Source organism: Streptomyces sp. NBC_00690 (genome assembly GCF_036226685.1).
Taxonomy (GTDB): domain Bacteria; phylum Actinomycetota; class Actinomycetes; order Streptomycetales; family Streptomycetaceae; genus Streptomyces.
Genome location: NZ_CP109009.1, coordinates 3,622,024 through 3,640,210 on the forward strand (window position 1 = coordinate 3,622,024; position 18,187 = coordinate 3,640,210).

13 protein-coding genes are annotated in these 18,187 nt (G+C 69.8%); 6 read left to right on the forward strand and 7 right to left on the reverse strand.

The window, feature by feature from the left end; genetic code table 11:
* Nucleotides 1-189: 189 nt before the first annotated feature.
* The 5 genes from helR to OID54_RS15885 all read right to left on the reverse strand — a co-directional run bounded on the left by helR (nt 190) and on the right by OID54_RS15885 (nt 8,032).
* The gene (gene helR / locus OID54_RS15865) at nt 190-2,337 is read right to left on the reverse strand and encodes an RNA polymerase recycling motor ATPase HelR (RefSeq protein WP_329020042.1); all 2,148 of its coding nucleotides are present in this window, start codon (nt 2,335-2,337) and stop codon (nt 190-192) included.
* 517 nt (nt 2,338-2,854) lie between these two features.
* Nucleotides 2,855-3,322, reverse strand: coding sequence for a GtrA family protein (locus OID54_RS15870; protein WP_329020045.1), 468 nt, complete (start codon nt 3,320-3,322; stop codon nt 2,855-2,857).
* Between the two features lie 63 nt (nt 3,323-3,385).
* Nucleotides 3,386-4,933 carry a protein kinase domain-containing protein gene (locus tag OID54_RS15875; RefSeq protein WP_329020049.1) on the reverse strand — a complete coding sequence of 516 codons (1,548 nt, stop codon included), beginning with the start codon at nt 4,931-4,933 and terminating at the stop codon, nt 3,386-3,388.
* On the reverse strand, nt 4,930-5,622 hold the full coding sequence (locus tag OID54_RS15880; RefSeq protein ID WP_329020052.1) for a hypothetical protein: 693 nt from the start codon (nt 5,620-5,622) through the stop codon (nt 4,930-4,932). Before OID54_RS15880 ends, OID54_RS15875 begins: the two co-directional genes overlap by 4 nt.
* A gap of 271 nt (nt 5,623-5,893) precedes the next feature.
* Nucleotides 5,894-8,032, reverse strand: a complete 2,139-nt coding sequence (locus tag OID54_RS15885) for an N-6 DNA methylase (protein WP_329020055.1) — start codon at nt 8,030-8,032, stop codon at nt 5,894-5,896.
* 213 nt (nt 8,033-8,245) lie between these two features.
* On the opposite strand from OID54_RS15885, the gene OID54_RS15890 reads away from it, so the two are divergent.
* Together OID54_RS15890 and OID54_RS15895 are read left to right on the forward strand one after the other, a co-directional pair.
* Nucleotides 8,246-9,115, forward strand: a complete 870-nt coding sequence (locus OID54_RS15890; RefSeq protein ID WP_329020058.1) for a DUF4352 domain-containing protein — start codon at nt 8,246-8,248, stop codon at nt 9,113-9,115.
* Between the two features lie 536 nt (nt 9,116-9,651).
* Entirely contained in the window at nt 9,652-10,503 is an 852-nt protein-coding gene (locus OID54_RS15895) for a hypothetical protein (RefSeq protein WP_329020061.1), read from the forward strand.
* 145 nt (nt 10,504-10,648) lie between these two features.
* Here OID54_RS15895 and OID54_RS15900 read toward each other — a convergent pair whose 3' ends face one another.
* Nucleotides 10,649-11,410 carry an HNH endonuclease family protein gene (locus OID54_RS15900; RefSeq protein ID WP_329020064.1) on the reverse strand — a complete coding sequence of 254 codons (762 nt, stop codon included), beginning with the start codon at nt 11,408-11,410 and terminating at the stop codon, nt 10,649-10,651.
* Between the two features lie 143 nt (nt 11,411-11,553).
* On the opposite strand from OID54_RS15900, the gene OID54_RS15905 reads away from it, so the two are divergent.
* Together OID54_RS15905 and OID54_RS15910 are read left to right on the forward strand one after the other, a co-directional pair.
* On the forward strand, nt 11,554-11,979 hold the full coding sequence (locus OID54_RS15905; RefSeq protein WP_329020067.1) for a hypothetical protein: 426 nt from the start codon (nt 11,554-11,556) through the stop codon (nt 11,977-11,979).
* A 66-nt stretch (nt 11,980-12,045) separates the two neighbouring features.
* Nucleotides 12,046-12,456 (forward strand): DUF4259 domain-containing protein, encoded by a 411-nt coding sequence (locus tag OID54_RS15910; RefSeq protein WP_329020070.1) that lies wholly within the window; start codon nt 12,046-12,048, stop codon nt 12,454-12,456.
* A 64-nt stretch (nt 12,457-12,520) separates the two neighbouring features.
* On the opposite strand, the gene mfd is transcribed toward OID54_RS15910, so the two are convergent.
* On the reverse strand, nt 12,521-16,051 hold the full coding sequence (gene mfd, locus OID54_RS15915) for a transcription-repair coupling factor (RefSeq protein ID WP_329020073.1): 3,531 nt from the start codon (nt 16,049-16,051) through the stop codon (nt 12,521-12,523).
* 232 nt (nt 16,052-16,283) lie between these two features.
* Between mfd and OID54_RS15920 the strand changes: the two genes are divergently transcribed.
* Both OID54_RS15920 and OID54_RS15925 read left to right on the forward strand, forming a co-directional pair.
* Complete coding sequence (locus OID54_RS15920) at nt 16,284-17,495, forward strand: helix-turn-helix domain-containing protein (RefSeq protein ID WP_329020076.1); 1,212 nt, start codon at nt 16,284-16,286, stop codon at nt 17,493-17,495.
* 215 nt (nt 17,496-17,710) lie between these two features.
* Entirely contained in the window at nt 17,711-18,175 is a 465-nt protein-coding gene (locus OID54_RS15925) for a hypothetical protein (RefSeq protein ID WP_329020079.1), read from the forward strand.
* Nucleotides 18,176-18,187: the final 12 nt, after the last annotated feature.

Here is an 18,187-nt window from a genome sequence, read left to right on the forward strand (position 1 = left end):
CGATACGGAAGGGTGCGCTCGGGAGGGCCGGCGCTGCCGAAGCACGGTCCGGGAGCCGGCTTTTGTAGTGACCGATCGCGGTGAGCGATGGCGGTGAGAGATGGCGGTGAGAGATGGCGGTGAGAGATGGCAGGCGATGGCTCACCACAGCGCCTCGGGCACTGTCGGGAGCCATCGCCTCGGGCGCCGTCAGGAACTGGTGAGGATGACGAGCTGTTGGGTCGCCCTGGTCATGGCGACATAGCGGTCGACCGCTCCTTCGATGCCGTCGCCGAACGCCTCCGGGTCGACGAGGACGACCAGGTCGAATTCGAGACCCTTCGCCAGCTGCGGGGTCAGCGACCGGATGCGGGAGGTCTCCCGGAACGCGGGATCGCCGATGACACAGGCGATCCCGTCGTCGTGCGCGGCGAGCCATGCGTCGAGGATCGAGTCCAGTTCCTTGACCGATCCATGGACGACGGGGAGATCACCGCTGCGGATGGAGGTCGGCACATTGGCGTCCGGGAGCACGGCCCGGATGACCGGCTCGGCTTCCGCCATGACCTCTTCCGGCGTGCGGTAGTTGATGCTCAGGGAGGCCAGCTCGATCCGGCTGAGTCCAATCCGCTTGAGCCGTTCCTGCCATGACTCCGTGAATCCGTGTCTGGCCTGTGCACGGTCCCCGACGATGGTGAAGCTCCTGGACGGGCAGCGCAGCAACAGCATCTGCCACTCCGCGTCGGTCAGCTCCTGCGCCTCGTCGACGACGATGTGTGCGAACGGGCCGGTGAGGGGCTCCCGGTCGGTTCCGGGCAGCGCCGACTCGTCGACCAGGCTCTCCTGGAGGTCCTGCCCGTGCAGCATCGTCACCGCGCCTTCGCCGTCGGGATCGGCTGCGATGACGCTGTCGATGACGGCGGACATCCGCTCGCGTTCGGCGGCCATGGTCGCCTTGTGCCGACGCTTGAGCAGGGAGGTCCTGGGGTCACCGAGCCGTTGCCGGGCCGCGTCGAGCAGTGGCAGATCCGACACCGTCCATGCCTGGGGGTCCGGGCGCTGGAGCTTGGAGACCTCCTCGCGACTGAGCCAGGGAGCGCACATCCGCAAGTAGGCGGGCACCGACCACAGGTCGGACACGAGGTCGGCTGCTTCGAGCATCGGCCAGGCGCGGTTGAGGGCCCCGACGAGCTCCCGGTCGTGCAGCAGGGACTTGCGGAACAGCTGCGGCGAGAGGTCGCCCTGGTACTTGTCCATCAGGATCGTGACCAGCGCCTCCCAGACCTGTTCACGCCCTTCATTGTGCGGAGTGCCCGGTTCCGGTGCGTCGAACGCCTCGGCCCAGTCGTCGGCGCTCAGCCAGATGCTGGAGGTGGAGGTCGTGACCGTCATTCCCTTGCCGGGCGGCTCCTCGTAGAACCGCACGGCCGGCTCGATGGCCTTGACCATGTGCATGGACGACTTCAGCCGGACCACATCCGGGTCGACCTCGGCGACCGCTCGGACGCCCTCGGCCACGAGGTCCCGCACCGTGCAGGTCTGCACACCCTCCTCACCGAGGCTGGGGAGCACATCGGCGACGTACGCCAGATAGGGCTGGTGCGGCCCGACGAACAGCACGCCGCCGCGTCGGTGGCCAAGGCGCGGGTCGGAGTAGAGGAGGTAGGCGGAGCGGTGCAGGGCCACCACGGTCTTGCCCGTGCCCGGGCCGCCGTCGACGACGAGAGCACCGCGGGAGCCGGCCCGGATGATGGCGTCCTGGTCGGCCTGGATGGTGGCGAGCACGTCCCGCATCCGGGCGGACCGGTTGCTGCCCAGACTGGCGATGAAGGCGGACTGGTCATCCAGCGCAGCACGACGTTCCAGCCCGTCGGCGGTGAACACCTCGTCCCAGTAGTCGCTGATACGGCCACGGGTCCAGCGGTACCGACGGCGGCTGGCCAGCCCCATCGGGTTGGCATGAGTCGCTGCGAAGAAGGGTTCGGCCGCGGGGGCACGCCAGTCGAGCAGCAGCCTGCGCCCGGAGCTGTCGGTGAGGCCGAGGCGCCCGATGTACAGGGGCTCCCGATCGTCCGCCCCGACGATGTGGCCGAGGCACAGATCCAGACCGAAGCGCCGCAGGGCACGCAGTCGTCCGGTCAGCCGGTGGACCTCCAGGTCCCGTTCCAACGCTTCCCTGCCGATGCCACCGGGCGCCCTGAGCTGGGCGTCGAGGCGCTCGGAGAGTTCGGCGATGGTCTGTTCGAGGCTCTCGGCGATCGCGGCGAAGTGCTGTTCGTCGTCGGCGATCAGTTGGGGGTCGGCCTTGGCCGCGAGCCGGTCAGGAAGGGCGAACGCGCTGGTGGACTGGGGGTTCACGACATCAGCTCCGATCCGAGGTCATTCCTGCAAGGTCCCGCGGCGGCGCAACTCCGGGAGGGGTCACGAGGTGCCCACGACCGCAGCACGAGCCCCCTCGCCGGCTCGACCGCATCGCACACCCCTCCCACTGCTCCCGCTGCACGGACTGACAACAACACACACACTTCGTGAATCTCCCATTTCCGCAGGATCCGGCCTCGGCCTGCGATTCTGCGGCACGACCGGGGGCTTGCCGCAAGCCCCCCCGTGCGCTATACGTTGTAAAGGGCGAGGGGTGTGCCTCGGTGCCTCGGTCACCTTCTGATGGTGACCCGAACAATCTGAAACGCCCTGCACGCCCCGCACGCCCCACACGCAGAACGCCCCGCAAACTGAACTCCCGCGTGATCTGAACACCGGACACTTCAGCCGGTTGCCCTTCGCCCCGAAAGCCCTCCCTTCCGGGAGTCCTCGTCGAGAGCGACTGCCGGGCTGCGGCGTACGGCAATCTGCTGCGGGGGGCTACCCGCCCGCTTCAGGCGGCGGGATCCATCGCCGAGGGCTCGGGCTTCTGCACCGGCTTCTGTGTCCCACCCCGGTGCGCCGGCCCCGACGGCTCACCGCCACCCCTGCCGTCCGGGCGCAACATGATCGTGCGGGAGACGACGAACGTGATGGGGATCGCCGCCGCCGCGGCGATGAGCGGCGCGTAACGACTCCCCATTCCCCAGACGTCGACCAGGAGGTACACACCGGCCGTGGTCACGGTGAAGTTCGCCGCGTTGGTCAGGGGGAACAGCAGGAACTTCCGCCAGGTCGGTCTGGTGCGGTAGGTGAAGTACGACGTCAGGAAGAACGATCCGATCATGCTCAGTACAAAGGCGAGCACATGCGCGGCCACATAGGGCAGCCAGGTCAGCAGGATCAGGTACAGACCGTAGTACGTCCCGGTGTTCACCGCTCCCACCAGGGCGAATCTCAGCAGTTGGCCCCGGACTTCCATGGTCGTGCCAGCTCCCCGTGCATCCCGACTCCGATGCCGCAGCATACGCCCGCGGGCCTGCGCCTACCGTGGCGGCCCGGTTGCGTGGCCGTGTTGCGGGCCGTGGAACTGTTGCTGGCGGCTGAGTGCCCGGCGCAGTTCGGCCGGGAGCTGGTGGTAGGGCCCGTACGCCCGCTCGGAGTCGAGCAGCAGCCCTTGCAGATGGCGTTGGGCGGCGGTGTGGTCGCCCGTCGCCAGCATCAGATTGCCGATGCGGTGCCGTAGGTCGAAGGCCCGGGCCTGCCCGGGGCTGCCGGGCTGTTCGTTCGGGTAGTGGGCCAGGATCGCGCGGTACTCGGCGAGGGCGGCGGCGGTCTCGCCGAGTTGTTCCAGACAGTGGGCGGCGTCGTAGCGGAACTGGAGCGTCTGGGCGTCGGCGGGGCCGGCTTCCGCGGTCCGGTCGTCGGCGAGCCGGCGCAGCTCGGGCAGTGCCCGGCGGTACTGCCCGTCGTCGAGCAGGGTGGTCGCGTACTGCTTGCGCAGGATCCTGACGACCGGGGAGTGCTCGCCGTGCTCGGCGGCGGCTGCGGGCAGGATGCTGCCGAGCGTGTCCACGGCCTGCGTGATGCTGCCCTCGCCAAGGAGTCGTTTGACCTCGTCGACGGCTGCGGCGACATCGAGGCGCGGCGGCGGTGGAGAGGTGACGGCGGCCGGCGGTGCGGGGGTCCGGTCGGGCCAGGGGGCGAAGGGGCGCAGGAAGGGCCGGGTCGGGTCGAGCGGTCCGTTGGACGGGCCGCGCACGGGCAGCAGCGGGGCCAGCGCCTCGTACACCTCGTGCGCTCCGGACGGGCGGTGCTGTGGGTCCTTGGCGAGCAGCCGCAGGACGAGTGCCTCCAGTGGCTCGGGGACCTCGGGGCGCAGTCGGCGGATGGGCAGCGGCGGTTCGTAGAGGTGCCGGTGGAGCACGCCGAGGGCGGTGGAGCCCGCGAAGGGCACATTGCCGCTGAGGAGTTCATGGGTGAGGACGCCGAGTGCGTACAGATCGGTGTACGGGCCCACCGCGCCGCCCATGGCCTGCTCGGGGGCCATGTAGGCGGGGCTGCCGATGGGTGAGCCGGTGTGGGTGAGGCGGGTGGTGTCGGTGTCGATGACGGAGGCGACGCCGAGGTCGAGGACGGTGAGGGTGCCGTCGGGCTTGACCATCACATTGCGGGGCTTGAGGTCGCGGTGCACGATCGGTACGGCGTGCACCGCGGCGAGTACGCCGCACAGTTGGGCGGCGACACAGACGGCCCACTGCCACGGGTAGGGCTCGTGTTCGGCGAGGTGGTCGGCGAGGTCGGCGCCCTCGACGTACTGCATGACGAGGAAGAGGTCGTCGCCGTCGTTGCCCGCGTCGTGGACGGTGACCAGTCCGGGGTGGGAGACCTGGGCGGTGACGCGGCACTCCCGGACGAACCGTCGACGCATCTCCCCCGCCGCGGTGGCTGCGGCCATGCGGTCGGGCCGGAGCAGTTTCACGGCGACCCGGCGATCGAGCCGTCCGTCGTACGCCGTCCACACCTGGCCCATGCCGCCCTGCCCGATGACGGTGGACAGTTCGTAGCGATCCGCGACGACGCGTCCGATCACCGGCCCTGCTCCCTGCGGAGGTAGTCGCTCAGTTCGTCCAGTTCGGCACGGACCTGATCGATGCGACGGCCGTCGGCCGCGGGTGCCGGCGGCGCGGTGGGTGGAGTCGGTGGGGTGTTCACGGGCGGTACGGGTGCTGATGGCGGTGGGGTGTTCACGGGCGGTACGGGCGGATAGCCGTAGCTCGGGGCGGGACCCGCCGGCGGGGTGGGGGTCGGGGTCGAGGCGGGGTGCGGATAGCCGTAACCGGGGGTCGACTGCTGTCCGTACGTCGGCTGGGGGGCCGTGTAGGGGGAGGCGGGCGCCGGCCAACTCGGGGCAGGACGCTGGTAGTGGCGGATGTCGGCGACGAGGAAGTGCACGGGCACACCGATGGCCATCGCCAGGAGGAAGAGGAAGGCCACCAGATCGCTGCCGCTCATCTCCTCCTCCGCGGGCTTCGTCGTCTGACCGGCCTCGCTGACCTCGACGATGAACCCCAGGATGATGATCGGCAGGAGCAGGGATATGCCGAACAGCACCCAGTCGAGCGGGCGTCGCCGGATGATCGCGATACGGAGCATGGCGCTCCAGGCGAGCAGTCCACAGCTGAGCAGGGAGAGCGCCACGAAGAGCACGCGGAGCGCGTTCAACGCGGCGGGCGACGGCGGTCGACCGGGGGGCGGCGGGGCATAGCCGGGGCCGTGCATTCCTGCTCCTGATGGCCTGGGGACGAGGCTGGGTTAGGCATTGAGCGTATACATCGACGACGCCAACGGCTCCAGGGTTGTAGGGAGTGTGTTGGTCGATGCGCCCCGGTCGCCCTTTCCTTCACTTCTGTCCCACCTTGCCCCATGGAACGAGGCAGGTTCACGGCAGCCGTCACCGACTCCCCGTCGCCGGTGGGCCAGGCTCGGGGGCCGCCCACCGGCAATGGGAACCATCGTGGTCGTACGGTCCCGGCCCATCAGGGGCGGGCGGTTACCGGGGCCGTACGGTCCCGTCGGTGAGCCCGTCGTACAGACCCTGGACGAGTTGTTCCCCGAGCCGACCGGCCAGCCGCAGCGCGTCTTCGAAGGCCGACAGTGCCCGGAACCGTTCGCCGTAGCGCCGTTGGTCCGCCAGGGAGATCCGGGGCAGTTGCAGTCTGCGGACATCGAGGCGGGTGGCCGTGGATGCGTAGCTGCTGGCCTGGCGGGTGTTGACGGTGGCGCGGAGGAAGCCGGCGAGGAACCAGGGGTCGAGTGCGGCGGGGTCGGGGCGCAGCAGTTGGAGGTTGCGGCCGAGGACCGCGCCGGCCGTGGAGTCGTCGATGACCCGGACGACGGAGCCTTGTCCGAGCACGGGCACGACGACGTCCCCCGTCTCGACGCGCACCACTTCGCGCTCGGCGTCGCCGGTGCCGCTCGGGTCCGCCGTCTGGTCGGGCAGGGGTGCTGACGGCGGGGCGCCGGAGAGGACGTCCTGCTCGGTGAGGACCAGTGCACGGGTGGGAGCGGAAGGTGCGGAGTGGGCGGGGGCGAGCGCGGTCACGCTGCCGGCGCGGATGGTCAGGGCGCCCGCGCGGGCGAGTTCACCGAGGGTGGTGGCGGGCCAGGGGGTGGGCTGTCCGGTGACGGCGGGTGCAGGGGTGAGTTCCGCGGTGAGTTGCAGGGTGTCGGTGAGCCGGTTGCGCACACGCAGGAGGTCGTCGGCGTCGGCGCCCGTGGTGGCGGGCGGGACATGGCGGGCGGGGGCGAGGTCGATGTCGTCGTCGAGGAGTTCGATGACGGGCACGGCCCGGCCGACCCCGGCGCGCTCGGTCGCGGGCGGGGTGCCGGTGGGGTCGTCGAAGGGGTGCCAGGCGTCCAGTACGGCCTGCTGGACGGCCTGCCAGTCGAGCTTGTCGCGTCCGCCGCCGCTGCCTGCGAGTTCGGCGGTGTCCACGAACAACAGCTCGGAGGCGGGCGGCTGGTGGGGTTCCGGTTTCCGCAGCACCCAGAGGTGGAGCGGGATGCCGTAGGGGGGTGCGGCGCCCGCGGGCAGTGCGATCACGGCGCGCAGGGCTCCGCGGCGCAGCAGTCCGGCGCGGATGCGGCGGCCCGAGCGGCGGGAGGCCGCGGCGGGGGGCATCAGCAGGACGGCGGTGCCACCGGGGCGCAGCCGGGCCAGCGCGTGCTGGACCCAGGCCAGTTCGGATTCGGTACGGGCCGGGAAGCCGTATTCCCAGCGGGGGTCGTAGGCGAGTTCGTCGTGGCCCCAGTTGCGTTCATTGAACGGCGGATGGCACAGGACGGCGTCGGCCGCGGTGTCCGGGAAGGCGTCGGCGCGCAGGGTGTCGGCGGTCCGTGCGCGTACGGCGGCGTCCGAGAAGAGGGCGAGGCGCAGGGCGGTGAGTGCGGTCAGATCGGGGTCGAGGTCCTGGACGTAGAGGGCGGCGGGGGCCCGGCCCGGGTCGTCGGCGACCGCGCAGAGCAGATGTCCGGCGCCGGCTGCGGGGTCGAGGACCGTGCCTCCTGGTGGCAGGGCGGCGAGTCGGGCCATCAGCGCGGCGGGGCCGGGTGGGGTCAGCGTGTACTGGCGGAGATTGACGTCGAGGTAGCGGCCGAGCAGGAACTCGTAGGCGTGGCGGGGGCCGAGTTCGGCGGCGAGTTCGGCGACGGACCGCAGGAGCGGTACGAGGGTGGAGGGCCCGTGCCCCTCGGCGTGGTGCTCGGTCAATCGGTGCAGCAAGGGGGCGCGGTCCTCACCGAAGCGGGCCGCGAGGGTCTGCTCCAGTGCGGTGGGGAGCAGTTCCGCCATCCGTTCTTCCGGTAGGGCGGTCAACTCCTGCCAGGTGGTGGGCCGGTCGCGGACGAGCAGGAGGACGCAACCGACGCGTACCAGGGCGGTCGCCGTGGTGGCGGGATGGTCGGCGAGCTGCTGCCAGACCCGCTCCCTCAGGGGTACTTCGGCGAGCTTGCCCTGGGTGCGCAGCCAGCCTTCGACGTCGGCGAGCGCGAAGGAGGGGCTGGTCTCCGTACCGCCGACGGGTTTGGGGAAGTCGGGGTGTCGGCGGCGCCAGTTGCTGACCGCGGCGCGCCCCACGCCGGCCAGCCGGGCGATCCCGGCGGCGGTCACCTCGCTTGCGTTCTCCGGCACCTGTCTGCCTCCGTCACTCGTATCCGCTGGTCACGACCCCCTGTTGTGTCGCCGATCATACCGACCCGCACAAAAGAAGCCCCTTCACAGCGTGATTCAACGTGAACTCCATTCCCCATGTTGACTCGGTTCACAGTCTCTGTTCTTATTAACTCGTCGAACCGAGGGGCTGGCAGATGGTCCCGATCACACGTCTTGTCCGGGAGGACATTCATGTCGCACTCCATGCAGCCCCCGCATGACACCGCCCCCCAACACGGGGCCTACGTCCCACCGCCCCAACACATGCGCAACGGCCTCGGCACCGCCGCTCTGGTGCTCGGCATCATCGGGGCCATCACCGGCTGGATCCCGTTCATCTTCTTCCTGGGTGGTGGACTGGGCCTGCTCGCACTGATCCTGGGTCTGGTCGGCCGCGGTAGGGGCAAGCGCGGTGAGGCCAGCAACAAGGGGGTGGCCACCACGGGCGCCGTGCTCGGACTGGTGGCGATGGTCGCCGCGACGGTCGGCATGGTCGCCAGCTTCAACGCCGTCGACGAGGGTCTGAAGGAGTTCGACAAGGCCACCAGCAGCACCGGCACCAAGGCACCCACCACCGACACCGGCACCGGCACTGACTCGGGCGACACGTCCAAGAGCAAGAACAAGAAGAAGAGCAAGGCCAAGGGCGGCTCGGGCGGTGGCGGAAGCTCCGACGCGCTCGCGGCCGGTGAGAGCACCACCTACAAGGACGACCTGAAGATCACCGTCTCGGCCGCCAAGAAGTTCTCACCGAGCGAGTACGCCATCGGTCACACCGTCGGCAACAAGGCGTACCAGGTCACCGTGACCGTCGAGAACGCCGGCGACAAGAAGTTCGAGTCGGCCCTGCTCACCGCGGACGCCCGCGCCGGTGACGACGGTGTGACCGCCGAGCAGATCTTCGACGACAAGGTCGGCGCCGGATTCACCGGAACGATCCTGCCCGGCAAGAAGGCGACCGTGCAGTACGCCTTCGACGCCCCCGCCGCCGCCAAGAACCTCACCCTTGAGGTCAGCCCCGGCTTCCTGCACGACCCGGTCCTGTGGGAGCTCGCCCTCTGACCTCCCGGACGAGAGGTAACAGCCCTTCCACACGAACACGGAGAAGGCCGCCCGCATCGGGCGGCCTTCTCCGTGTCCCCCAGTGCCGGAAGCCATCGAGGTCCAGGCCCGGCACCAACGCGACCCCGAACCCCGGGGAGCTCCCTACCATCGGTGACACACCCCACCCCTGCTCCAACGCGTCCGCGGATCGCCCTGACCTGCCTTTGTCGAAGCGCATCCGGATGCGCTTCGACAAAGGCGTTTCGGAGGGAGTGGGACGGGGGCGGCTCCATCAACTGGGTTGATACGTACTACGGTTCAGGGGCACAGCCGACCGCGACCTTGCCCAACAGAGACCACGTTCGGCTCTCGTCCGGCTCTCGTTCCACCTAGGGCAGCCCCATCACTCGGCACAGGTGAGCCACCGCGTCCACCGCCCGCGGCGCGCGGACGGAAGGACAGGTGCCGGCAGGCTTCGGGGACGCTCAGGCGCACGTGGGGACGGAAGCTCCGCCAGGGAGAAGTCCCCCGCGCCGCGAACTCCGGAGCCGTTGATGCCAGATGCCCTGTCCGCCCGCCGCAAGCCCATCACGACAGCCGCCCTCACAGTCGCCCTAGCACTCCTGGCCGTCGCCTGCCAGAACGGGAGCGATGACAAGGGAGCCACCCCTTCAGCGTCGAAGCCGCCCGCCCCCTCCTCGCCGCCAGCTCCGGGCTTCACGCCGCCAGGCACCCCGGAGTTGGTGCATGCGAAGATGCCCGGCCCCCATCACGAATTCTCCGGCCCCGCACTGGTGGAACGCGCCGTCATGGACTCGGTGAACGATCCCTCCTTCATCGTGGCCATGGATATGAGGTCCAAGAGCAACCACACCCGCGGCAGGATCACCATCAGCGGATCGGGCGACTGCGAGGGCAGGCTGTTTCGCGGCCGGGACGGCACCATGGAGATTCTCCGGAAAGACGGCCAGGCGTACCTCCGCCCAGACGAAACCATGCTGCGCACACCGGGCAAGGACGGGGTACCGGCGTACTCCCAGGCAGAAGCCGCGCTGGTCAAGGGCAAGTGGATCAAGGTTCCCAAGGCAGACGCGGAAGGCAACGCAGTCTTCGATCTCTGCGACTTCAAGAAGCTGATCCATGAGGGGTACGACCCGGACCTCCGCTACGAGCGAGCGGGCACCTTCAAGATCAGGGGCACGCGCACGGCCAGGGTGACGGCGAAGGACAGCAGTAGCCAGGTCACGTACTACATCGCGGGAAACCCCTCGCCCCGGCTCTGGCGGGTCGAACTCTCGGGCCCTGAGGGGACCGGCTATCTGGCGGTGACGGACTACCACATCCCCTTCTTCCCCCAGGAGCCCCCAGCCGGCCAGATCGTCGACCTGAGCCAGCAGCGGTCATGACCGCCGGCGGCGAAGGACACCCTCCTTCCACACCGCTCAGGTGAGCCGGGCGATGTCACGCTGCCGCACGAGCACGACAAGTCCGGCGAGCGCGGCCGGCTGGCCGGCACGGTCCCGTGCCGGTCGGTCGGTCGGCAGTACGTCATCACCCACACTGCTCCAGCATCGTGCGCTTGTCCGCCGACGTGACGGGCAATTCGTACTTCAACGCCACCTGCGCGAACCGGACGGAGTACGAACAGCGGATCGTCCTGCTCGGCGGCAGCCAGGACGCCGGTCCCGAATCGCGCTTGGCGGAGTTTGTGGCGCCCGAGACCGGCAGCAGGTTCAGTGCGTCATTGGCCAACCGCTGCCGCTTCTCCTCGTCCCAGCCGGCGGCGCCCATCTGCCAGGCGTACGACAGCGGCACCATGTGGTCTATCTGGACCTCGGTCGCCTTCGTCTTCTTCCAGGCGATGTCCTTGCCGGTGTACGGGTCGTGCAGGTTCATCGCCACGACCACACAGTCGGAACCAGCTCGGAACTGGACGTTCCGGCCATGGAGTTTCAGCAGGTCGTTGCGGGTGTCACAGCCGTTCCTCGCCAGCGGCACCCCGTCCGCGGTGTCCATCCACGCATAGCCGAACTCCTTGCGGGCGTAGCCCGTCTTCGGTCCCCGCCCCCGGGTGGGCAGTTGTGAGATCAGCTCGCGCGCCACCGTCTCGTCCTTCGTGGCGGAGATAGCGGCCAGGCCGGGCTTCGTGCCGTCGGAATCCGCCAAGGGGCTGGTGCCATGCCCGTCGGAGGCCGAGGAATCGCCGCCAGGTGCACCGCTCCCGTCGGGAAGGCCGCTCCCCGTACAGCCCGCCAGCACGGCTGTGAGCATCAGCACCGCACAGCCGACGGCCGGTCCCTCGGGTCTCTTCATCCGCACAGGCTACTGAGCGGGCACCAGTTCCCGTTCTGGGCGGTTCGGTTCACCGTACGTCCGGCGGGCCGGATCGCTTCCGTACGCCCCTCCAGCGCACCCGTCGCGACCTGCGGCAGCGCCACCCCTTCCGGTCATCCTGAATGGAAGAGGAACTTCCGCATCTGGAGGAGATGCTGATGGACCGCTCACTGGTCGTCACCATGGCCGCCATGACCGCCCTCACCGGCGGGATGGCCCTGGCGGCCGTCCAGTCGGACGGGAGCCCTGATCCCGCGAAGAACCGCACCGCCGACAGCGGGACGGCATCCCTGAGGGTCCTCGCCCCCACCCATCGACTCTTCGGCGACGCCGTGCTGCTCGGGCCCGGGCAGAGCGGTAGCGCCCACGTCAGCTGCCCGACGGGGCAGGTCCCGAGCGGCGGGGGTGTGTCCAACGGCAACACGTTCGTCCATCTCACCGACGGCTTCGCGACCGGCCCCCTGTGGGTCGCCCGCGGCAAGAACACCGACCGAGCCGACCCCCACCCCCTTCGAGCCTTCGTGATCTGTACGGAGTCCCGGCGCTGACGCCCGTTGTCAGTGCCCGGTGCCACCATGGGAACACCTCAGCGGAAAAGGCACGGGAGAACCACCATGGGCACCTGGGACATCGGGCACTTCGACAACGACACCGCCGCCGACTTCGGCGGCAGGATCGACGACACCCCCGCGGACCAGCGGGCCGATCTGCTCGCCGACCTCCTGCGGCACGTCACGGCCGCCGAGGACTTCCTCGACAGCGACGACGGGGCGCAGGCCATCGCCGCGGCGGCCCTGATAGCGGCGCAGTGCCCCGGCGGCGAGCCGGTCACCACGGCGTACGGACCCAAGAAGGCCCTGCCCGAGCTTCCCGTCTCCCTGCGTCCGCTCGCCGTCGGCGCCCTCGATCGAGTGCTGGCCGAGGACTCCGAGTTGGTGGAGCTCTGGGGCGAGACCTCAGACATCGGCCCGTGGCGGAAGGGCGTCGAGAGCCTGCGTCAGACGCTGAGCGAAGCCAGCGCCTGACACACCTCTCCTGCGCGGGCCCGTCCGGACATCCAGGACCCGTGCGATCTGGGGGCCCGCGCGCTCACGACCCGAGGATCGTCGTCAGGAACTCGCCCGTCCATGCGAGCAGTTCCCGACCGACGACCGGCTTGCCGCCGATCTTCCCGGACGCGGGCCGCGGCACTAGCACCTGGCGCGCGGCCGGTTTGATCACCGAACGGGGATGCAGCCGCTTGAGCCGAAGCTCCTGGGACTCGCGCAACTCCACCGGGGCGAAACGGATGTTCGACCCCTGGAGGACGATCTCCGAGACACCGCAGGACCGCGCCAGCATCCGCAACCCGGCGACCAGCAACAGGTTCTCCACCGGCTCGGGGAGCTTGCCGTACCGGTCGATGATCTCCTCACGCACCGCCTTGATGTCCTCCTCCGTGTTGACAGAGGCGATCGAGCGGTACACCTGGAGCCTCAACCGCTCACCGGGCGCGTAGTCGTGCGGGACGTGTGCGTCCACGGGCAGCTCGATCTTGACCTCAAGCGGCGGCTCCTCCTGCACGCCGCCTTCCAGCGAGGTGCGGTAGTCCGCGACCGCTTCGCCGACCATCCGGACGTAGAGGTCGAAGCCGACACCCGCGATGTGTCCGGACTGCTCACCGCCGAGGAGGTTGCCCGCGCCGCGGATCTCCAGGTCCTTCATCGCCACATACATGCCCGCGCCCATCTCGGTGTGCTGGGCGATGGTGGCGAGCCGCTCGTGCGCGGTCTCGGTCAGCGGCTTCTCCGGCGGATAGAGGAAGTAGGCGTAGCCCCGCTCCCGCCCCCGGCCGACCCGTCCGCGCAACTGGTGCAGCTGCGAGAGGCCGAAGTTGTCGCCGCGTTCCACGATGAGTGTGTTGGCGTTGGAGATGTCGATGCCGGACTCCACGATCGTCGTCGAGACCAGCACGTCGAACTTCTTCTCCCAGAAGTCCACCACCACCTGTTCCAACGACGATTCCGTCATCTGCCCGTGGGCGGTCGCGATCCGCGCCTCCGGCACGATGTCCCGCAGCCTGGCCGTGGCCCGGTCGATCGACTCCACCCGGTTGTGGATGTAGAAGACCTGCCCCTCGCGCAGCAGTTCACGGCGGATGGCCGCACCGATCTGCTTCTCCTCGTACGGGCCGACGAACGTCAGCACCGGATGGCGCTCCTCCGGCGGGGTGGTGATCGTCGACATCTCGCGGATGCCGGTCACCGCCATCTCCAACGTCCGCGGGATCGGGGTCGCTGACATCGTCAGCACATCCACATTGGCCCGCAGCTTCTTCAACTGCTCCTTGTGCTCGACGCCGAACCGCTGCTCCTCGTCGACGATGACGAGCCCGAGGTCCTTGAACTTCGTCTCGGACGAGAACAGCCGGTGGGTGCCGATGACGATGTCGACGGCGCCCTCCCGCAGCCCCTGCAACGTCGCCTTGGCGTCCGCGTCGGACTGGAACCGCGAGAGCGCGCGGACGACCACGGGGAACTGCGAGTACCGCTCGGAGAAGGTGCCGAAGTGCTGCTGCACCAACAGGGTCGTCGGCACCAGGACGGCCACCTGCTTGCCGTCCTGCACCGCCTTGAACGCGGCCCGCACCGCGATCTCCGTCTTGCCGTAGCCCACGTCACCGCAGACCAGCCGGTCCATCGGGACCGTCTTCTCCATGTCCTCCTTGACCTCGGCGATCGTGGAGAGCTGGTCGGGGGTCTCGACGTACGGGAAGGCGTCCTCCAACTCCCGCTGCCAGGGGGTGTCCGGGCCGAACGCGTGCCCGGGGGCCGCCATCCGGGCCGAGTACAGCCGGATGAGGTCCGCCGCGATCTCCTTGACGGCCTTCTTGGCCCGTGCCTTGGTCTTGGTCCAGTCGGCGCCGCCAAGCCGGTGCAGCGTGGGGGCCTCGCCGCCCACGTACTTGGTGATCTGCTCCAACTGGTCCGTGGGGATGTACAGCCGGTCGCCGGGCTGGCCGCGCTTGGCGGGCGCGTACTCGACCACCAGGTACTCGCGGGTCGCGCCCTGGACCGTGCGCTGCACCATCTCCACATAGCGGCCGACACCGTGCTGCTCGTGGACGATGTAGTCGCCGGTCTCCAGCGTCAGCGGGTCGATCGTCTTACGGCGGCGGGTCGGCATCCGCTGGCCGTCCTTGCCGGCGGCCTTCTGACCCGACAGATCCGTCTCGGTGAGGACGGCGAGCTTAAGACCCGGGTCGATGAAGCCGTAGTCGATGGAGCCGCAGGCGACCTGGACCAGGGACGGCGAGATCTCGGTGAGGCTCGCCTCCAGCCTGGCCGGAATGCCCTCACCGCTCAGCACCTCCGCGGTACGGGCCGCGGGGCCGTGCGCCTCGGTGACGTAGACCGTGCGCCAGCCGCTCGCCAGCCACCCCTTGGTGTCGGCGAGCGCCCGGGCGGTGTCGCCGCGGTACGACTCGGGGGCGTGCATCCCCAGTTTGATCGTGCTCTCGGACAGTTCCTCGTCGGCGGCGAACGGCGAAACCGTCCACCACATCACATCCAGCTCCCGGGCCCTGTCCCGGACGTCGGCGATGCCCCACAGCGAGGCCGCGCCCACATCGATGGGAGCCTCGCCGCCGCCGGCCGTGGCCGCCCAGGACGCCTGGAGGAACTCCTGGCTGGTCGCCACCAGGTCGGCGGCCCTGGTCCGCACCCGCTCGGGGTCGCAGACCACCGCCATCGAACCCTTGGGCAGCACGTCCAACAGCAGTTCCATCTCGTCGACCAGCACCGGCGCCAGCGACTCCATGCCCTCGACGGCGATGCCTTCCGCGAGCTTGCCAAGCAGTTCGCCGAGCTCGGGGTGGGACTCGGCGAGTGCCGCCGCCCGCCGCCGCACCTCGTCGGTCAGCAGCAGCTCACGGCAGGGCGGCGCCCACAGCCCGTGCTCGGCGACCTCCAACGAACGCTGGTCGGCGATCTTGAAGTAGCGGATCTCCTCGACGTCGTCGCCCCAGAACTCCACCCGGAGCGGATGCTCCTCGGTCGGCGGGAAGACATCCAGGATGCCGCCGCGCACGGCGAACTCGCCGCGCTTCTCGACCAGCTCCACCCGGGAGTACGCGGCTGCCGCCAGGGCGTCCACCACGTCCCCGAGATCGGCCTGCTGCCCGGAGCGCAACGCCACGGGCTCCAGCTCCCCCAGCCCCTTGACCTGCGGCTGGAGCACGGAACGGATCGGTGCGACCACGACGGAGACCGGACCTGCGGAGGGGTCGTCGACGGACGGATGGGTGAGCCGGCGCAGCACGGCAAGCCGGCGTCCGACGGTGTCCGAGCGGGGGGAGAGCCGCTCGTGGGGCAGCGTCTCCCACGACGGGTACTCGACGATGCCGTCCTCGGGGAGCAGCGAGCGCAGGGCGGCGGCGAGGTCCTCCGCCTCCCGCCCGGTCGCGGTGACGGCGAGGACGGTACGCCCGGTGCCCCGCGCCAGCGCGGCCACGGCGAACGGTCGGGCCGCTGGCGGACCGACCAGATCCATGTGCCCGGGGCCGGGGCCCCGGGCTGCCTGCACCGCCTCGGCAAGCGCAGGGTCGCGGACGACGGCATCGAGGAGACCGTGCAGGCTCATGAAAGGGTTTCCGTCCCGGGGGTGCGCAACACAAATGACCCGACACGTCCAACGGGCCGGGGCTCTCCAGCGTACGCCCGCAGGGGACACACCCGCCTCCGCTGCGACCCGCGCCGGGGATGGGGGCCGGTGGCCCCCACGCCGGGTGAGCCATGGTGGCCGGGTGGTCCGGCACTGGACGATGCCGGTCGACAGACGTACTCAACGTGTCCGCCGACCGTACCCTCTGTACATGGCTGAGCACCTGGGAGACCGGTTGGGCCGGCTGCGGCGGCTTGCCGACCAGACGCAAGAAGGTCTGGCGGAGCGGTCGGGCGTATCCGTGGACGTGATCCGGAAGCTGGAGCAGAGGCGCAAGCACAGTGCTCGGCTGCCCACCCTCCACTCCCTGGCCAGAGGGCTGGGCGTGGAGCTCACCGCGCTCTTGGGCGATCCGCCCGGCGTCCCTTCCAACGGGGAGGCCGACCCGCCCCAGTTGGTCGCGGTGCGCCGGGCGATCATGCCTCCGCTGTTCGCGCCGCTCGCGGAGCCGACCGGCGCCGACGCCCTGACCCTGCCACTGGTCAAAGCGGCGATCGCCGAAGGGTGGACGCTCTACCACCGCGCAGAATTCGGCCCGCTGATGGACGCCCTACCCGGAGTCCTCGCCGATGCCCGGTTCCTCGCTGCGGTGGGCACGGCGGACCAGCGTGCAGCCGGCCAGGCCGCCCTGGGGAAGGCACTCCAACTCGGCGGCCATCTTGCCATTCGTCTCGGCAAGACCGATCTGGCGCTATCGGCTCTGGAGCGGGCGATGGCCGCAGCAGAGCAGTCGTCGGACCCGCTGCTCGCTCCGATGGTCAGCAACTCGGTGGCGTGGAACTACCAACGCCAAAATCGCCTGCCCGATGCCGAACGGCTCGCAGTGCACGCTGCCGATTCCCTCGGCCGGGAGGGTGTCACCACCACGGAGGCAATGCGGGTCTGGGGTGGGCTGGTGATGTCCGCCGCAACGAGCGTGGCTCGCAGCGGCGACTATGAAACGGCCGGCAGCATGATGCACACGGCCGAGGACGCGGCAGGCCGGCTCGGCGGGCTTCCCTCTGCTACGGACGGCCGGATGGTGTCGGTGTTCAGCCGGTCCTCCGTGCGTATCGAGCGGGTCCGTCTGGCGGTGCAGCACGCCCGCCCGGACGAGGCCCTGACCCTCGCACGGGGAATGCGACTGAGTCCGGATACGCCCGTGTCGTGGCGGACCTGGTTGCTCTTGGACGTCGCCCGAGCGCACACGGACCTGGGTAACGCCGAAGGAGCCGTCCAGGCCCTGCAGTCACTGCTTCGTGCGGCTCCTGGCTGGATGCGCCATCACACGCTCGCGGTGTCGATAGTGAGTGATCTCTGGGCCGGATCCGTTCATCCGCCGGGGCTACGGACGCTTGCGGAGTTCCTTGGCGTCACCACCTAATAGCCCAGCGGAAACTGGGACGTTCCGTCCCTGTCGGGTCCCTGCTCCTGAACGAAATGGTTCTGGTGTAAGAGATCGGACGGAAGGGACGGCCAGAGCGATGACCGGCAAGAGTGCGCTGAGACAACCCGACGCGGCGATCCTCCTGCACGCCATACACGTACCGGTCCGTCCCAGGGCCGACTGGCGGATCTCAGGGCGAGCGGGGGCGGGACATGGTCCATCCACCCGACGGTGACGGCCGCCAGGTCTGTGGCTCTCTCGCCGTCATGCCCATGCCGCTCGCCGCGCAGATGATGCGGCTGGCGCCCGATGCGGGCGATCCGCTCTACGTGGAGACATTCCTGCGCTGCAAGTTGGAGGAGCACGCGCAGGGGCGTCACTACGACCTGGTGTGGCAGTTGGACGACGCGCGGCGGGGCGAGATGTGGGCGGTGTGGACAGATGGCCGCGCGCCCGAAGTCGTGCTCCTGCTGCCGGACTGCCCCGCCCACAACGGGTGGTCGGCTCAGGATGAGGAAGCCTGCACCCTCTTCGCCCGACACCCGGGGCGGCACAGCTACGACCTGTGCGATCCGGAGATCGAAGCGCTCAGCCAGGCCCCCGGATACCACCGTCTGAGCGAGGAGATCGACGCCCTCATCGCGGCCTGGCGGCAGAACGTACAAGGCGACCGGTAGCGGTCGTACGAC

What these genes read in the sequence shown, in the direction of transcription:
- OID54_RS15925 (WP_329020079.1), top strand. Translation starts at nt 17,711, where the DNA reads ATGGTCCATCCACCCGACGGTGACGGCCGCCAGGTCTGTGGCTCTCTC.
- OID54_RS15880 (WP_329020052.1), bottom strand. Translation starts at nt 5,622, where the DNA reads ATGCACGGCCCCGGCTATGCCCCGCCGCCCCCCGGTCGACCGCCGTCG.
- OID54_RS15920 (WP_329020076.1), top strand. Translation starts at nt 16,284, where the DNA reads ATGGCTGAGCACCTGGGAGACCGGTTGGGCCGGCTGCGGCGGCTTGCC.
- OID54_RS15890 (WP_329020058.1), top strand. Translation starts at nt 8,246, where the DNA reads ATGTCGCACTCCATGCAGCCCCCGCATGACACCGCCCCCCAACACGGG.
- OID54_RS15905 (WP_329020067.1), top strand. Translation starts at nt 11,554, where the DNA reads ATGGAAGAGGAACTTCCGCATCTGGAGGAGATGCTGATGGACCGCTCA.
- mfd (WP_329020073.1), bottom strand. Translation starts at nt 16,051, where the DNA reads ATGAGCCTGCACGGTCTCCTCGATGCCGTCGTCCGCGACCCTGCGCTT.
- OID54_RS15870 (WP_329020045.1), bottom strand. Translation starts at nt 3,322, where the DNA reads ATGGAAGTCCGGGGCCAACTGCTGAGATTCGCCCTGGTGGGAGCGGTG.
- OID54_RS15910 (WP_329020070.1), top strand. Translation starts at nt 12,046, where the DNA reads ATGGGCACCTGGGACATCGGGCACTTCGACAACGACACCGCCGCCGAC.
- OID54_RS15900 (WP_329020064.1), bottom strand. Translation starts at nt 11,410, where the DNA reads ATGAAGAGACCCGAGGGACCGGCCGTCGGCTGTGCGGTGCTGATGCTC.
- OID54_RS15895 (WP_329020061.1), top strand. Translation starts at nt 9,652, where the DNA reads ATGCCAGATGCCCTGTCCGCCCGCCGCAAGCCCATCACGACAGCCGCC.